This window comes from Bradyrhizobium sp. MOS001, assembly GCF_004634465.1.
Classification (GTDB): domain Bacteria; phylum Pseudomonadota; class Alphaproteobacteria; order Rhizobiales; family Xanthobacteraceae; genus Bradyrhizobium; species Bradyrhizobium barranii.
In genome coordinates, this window is the sequence record NZ_SPVJ01000120.1 from 1 (window position 1) to 3,933 (window position 3,933).

General features: G+C 49.8%; 3 protein-coding genes. 1 reads left to right on the forward strand and 2 read right to left on the reverse strand.

The window, feature by feature from the left end; all coding sequences use genetic code 11:
* Positions 1 to 479: 479 nt before the first annotated feature.
* On the reverse strand, positions 480 to 1,526 hold the full coding sequence (locus tag CT676_RS43140; RefSeq protein WP_135217298.1) for a radical SAM protein: 1,047 nt from the start codon (positions 1,524 to 1,526) through the stop codon (positions 480 to 482).
* A complete protein-coding gene (locus CT676_RS43145) occupies positions 1,523 to 2,152 on the reverse strand; it encodes a DUF6445 family protein (protein ID WP_135217299.1) in 630 nt (209 codons plus the stop codon). The genes CT676_RS43140 and CT676_RS43145 overlap by 4 nt, the downstream gene beginning before the upstream one ends.
* A gap of 684 nt (positions 2,153 to 2,836) precedes the next feature.
* Here CT676_RS43145 and CT676_RS43150 point away from each other — a divergent pair.
* Positions 2,837 to 3,739: an HrgA protein gene (locus CT676_RS43150; protein WP_135217300.1), complete on the forward strand. Its 903-nt coding sequence runs from the start codon at positions 2,837 to 2,839 to the stop codon at positions 3,737 to 3,739.
* Positions 3,740 to 3,933 lie beyond the last annotated feature (194 nt).

Here is a 3,933-nt window from a genome sequence, read left to right on the forward strand (position 1 = left end):
TGAACGGGATCATGCGCACGGCAAAACCTCGGCTGGCATGCTGAGGCAGATCAGCAGAGTCTCGAAGTTCTGGCGTGAGTACGCTGGACAATTGGCCGTATTACTGACAGGGAGGGTCGACTCCCGGCATCCCTGCAAACATGGCCTCGTCGACTTGGCTTATTGGGACGGAGCCAGATGGCGTTATGAGCTGTGCGTCTGGGACCTCATACGTCGGATCGACTAGCGTTAGAACGCCCGCCTTTTGCATCTGGGATAGAAAATCTAGAATGCTCTGTTGAACGTTCGCTTTGTCGACTTTGTCCATCGATGTTTGGATGTCGGCAGTAATGTCAACAAGCGAGGTAGAACCATTGCATTTGTTTACAATAAGTGCGCCGGTACCATTTAATCTCAATAACTTCCCGTTTGGTGTCATCACCACCCATGTCATTCCATCCTTGCGAACTTTTGTGCGAGGGTTGAGCATTGGAATTGGACTAGACATGCGCATCAATCCTTTCGCTTTGAGCTGCCGCAATAGGGGTAATTGGTGCAATCTTAGTTAGGATGTCCGGTCCGAAATCTCCCGACGGATCTGAAACACGGCATCCAGAGAGACACGTTGAGAACAAGCTGCATGTTTGGCATGCGTCGGGTATCCACGATCCCGCTCGATAGCGGTCTAGGATCTCACTGTTGTTCCATAAAGCCACTGGATCTTGCGCAAGAAGATTTCCTACCGTTCCTTTAGCGTAGGAACAAAGCTTCATGTTGCCATTGAAATCGACGCTGCAGTAGTTACTACCCATCCCGCAAGCCTTTAAGAACCGCCGGTGCGAGGCCTTTCGCACTAAACATAAAGGAAAATAGATTGCGTACGCTAACGTGACGTCTGGGAATTGGCTCTCGATAATCTCAAAAGAGTCGAGGATGTTATTAAGCGTATCAAGGCTCGGAGTGAGATCCCGATCTTTCTTGTCTCGTCCGCCGATAAACCGGTTCGCCGAAACAAACTTGACGCCGTAATCACCGATTAAACGGCGTGCCAGATCAAGGAAGTGCTTATCGGCTCCTTCAATGACGGTGTAGTTGATTCCGACGTCTATATTGCTCCTTTGCAGCAATTCCAATCGAGATAGTATTTTTTCGAAAGCGCCTGGGATGCCAAGTATTCTGTCATGATCCGGCTGAAGACCATGGATCGAGATTGCCATCGTGTCTAAGTGACCGGCAACCTCTTCGCAAAATCGACTTGAAACTGGTAGACCATTAGAAATTAGCGTGGTCCTGAGATCTAACGATTTGGCATATTTTATAAGGTACGGAAGCTCCTTAAGCAGAAGAGGTTCACCGCCGAAAAAGTTGATCCGTAATGCGCCCGCCTCGGCTAATCTAAAAATGATCTTCTCGAGCTTCGAAATATCCGTGTGCTGAACTAGCGGGGCGTCTTGATCGATAATGTAGCAAAAGGAGCAAGATGCGTTGCATTTGTAGGTGACATCCAAATTGACGTGAGCCGGAAAAGTTAAGTGTGGTAAAGTCATGAACACTCTCCGGGTTGCCTAGGGTTGCATTTGATAAGATCGAAAAAAAAGACCTGGAACAGGCGTGCATCGTACAAATCATGACCAAAGTATTCGATGGCGCTGTGGTAAAGATTGGCCTTGTAGAGCACCAAGCGATTGAACACGTTCCCAATAGAGTCGACCAGCTCCCACTGGCTCGCATCTAGGCAATCTATCTTCGAGGTCCGAACATCAAATTGTTGATCGTTTGGAAAGCGCTTGAGCGCCGACGAGCAATCCCTGATCTTACTTGAACGGTGTCGATAAAGCGCAGTGCCGGAAGTTACCGGGGGATCAGGTGTTAGATAACAAACGCCAGCCCACTTGGCGTACGGATCAGCATGAATCCACGTCTGTTCACGAGAAGTCGATATCTGAAAACTTCCGCTCTCACCGACATCGACAATTTCGACTTTCTTTCGATCCAATGAAAGAAGCGAACAAAGGATCCGCCGAACGGTCTCATCGGATCTTTCAGGGAAATAAGGAGAGGAACGCCAACCGGGAAATTGTCCCTCGATCTCGAAGCTCTGAGTTAAGGCAAAGCTTCGCACTTGATCGGGACGGTCATAAAATTCGTCAATAACGACGTATGACGGGTCCATATCGGTTCTGTGAGCCCCAAACCCATTCCATACAGGATTTTGGAGATTGGCCGTCGTGTCAAGTAGATTCTTGCAACCTGAGCGGGTTTGGCCGAATTTCAACGTAGGCTTAGCCCGAATGACTTTTGAACCGACCGATCTCCCCACGATAGCTGCTGACGAATACTGCGTCGTGGTTGATGTCGAGAGATAACAGTCCTCTTTCGGCAGAAACGGCCGCCAAGGAGCAAACTGATTGGGAAGCTGAGGCGGAAGTTACAATCGTCATTTCCAATTTCTTCTCTCGCCAGCGTCGTATGGATGGCGCCACTTCGAACGAGAGGGCGCACCAATAACGAAAGCATGGTGTGACGGATAAGAATGCATTCGGACTTGCCGCCAAAACTTCGTTGTGAACACGGCAGTCGTCGCTTGCTTAGCCGAAGTTACTTAAGCCAGCTGGAGAAGGGCGTTTTCTACGCCAGCCTGAAGATCATCGAAAAGCTTGCTGCGACGCAGGACGTAGAGCCAGCGGAGTTTCTACGGCGGACGAAGACCGGAGGACGGGGTCGGTAAAGATAGAAGATCTTCTTTCGCAAGCGTTGCGTTAGAGCTCGGCTTGGGCCTAAACTTCATGCAGCTTTACGCAGTTCTCTCCATTCCCTGGGACGAAATGGTTTTAGCCGCAATTTAGGAAGGCTTACTGTGGCACTAGAACTGAGAAAACGTGTGTTCGAGTTGCTAGCTGCGAAGCCTGATCAAAAATACAAGGCCCGAGAAATAGCTTCATGGATTTGCGACACCTATCCAGCGGAGGCTCAGGAAAAGCTCGTAAACAGCACCTTCATTCAAGATCAAACAGCGCTGATAAACCAGTTAGTTGCTGAAATTGGTGCAAACAGACCTAATTGGGAAAAGCGATATCCAGAATTGCGCTCAACTGAAACTCGCCCGAGGCAATTCTACTGGACACAAAAGACTGAACACGACGAAGTTGTTGAGGCCGAAGCCAGCACACGTACAGCGCCTGAGTCTGAAAAACCGGTGCCTGGCGAGCATTCACTCTACCCATCAGCTATTAATTTCTTGAGCAGCGAGTACGGCGTAAAGGCGTTCAGAATAGACGAACGTAAATCGTCGAATGCAGGCAGCTCAGGTAGCAATAGATGGTTGTATCCAGACATTGTCGGCCTTCAGAGTCTAGCTCAAGGGCTCAATGCAGAAGTTGCTGAGGCAATCCGGGCAAGCAGCGACCGCAAAGTAAAGCTCTGGTCAGTAGAGGTGAAGGTCCTCCTGAATCGCTCTAACGTCCGGGAAGCCTACTACCAGTCCGTATCGAACTCATCCTGGGCAAACCTAGGATACCTTGCCGCCACGGAAATCGAAGGGGCAGGGACGTTGGACGAGCTACGCATTTTGTTTGGAATGCATGGCATCGGACTAATCAAATTGGACCCTGAGAACCCCTCTGAGGGCGAGATTTTGATTCCAGCCCGGGAGCGCTTAGAGGTCGAATGGGCTATGTGCAGCCGGCTTGCAAATGAGAATCCGGACTTCCGGACGTTCATCAAGAAAGTACGTCACTTTTTTCAAACGGGAGATCTATGATCACAAGGCAGAGGAGCTGCAAAGCATGCCTAATAAGATTCCTGGCGATCGCCTTGTCCTCTGTTTCTTCTCAGCCTTTCGCACTCTCGTATTGGTGCTGATTCCGCTCGATGTCGCCCACCATTCCAGAATGATCTCGCCCACCGTTCCGATTTGATGTCGCCCACCATTCCGAGATGATCTCGCCCACCATT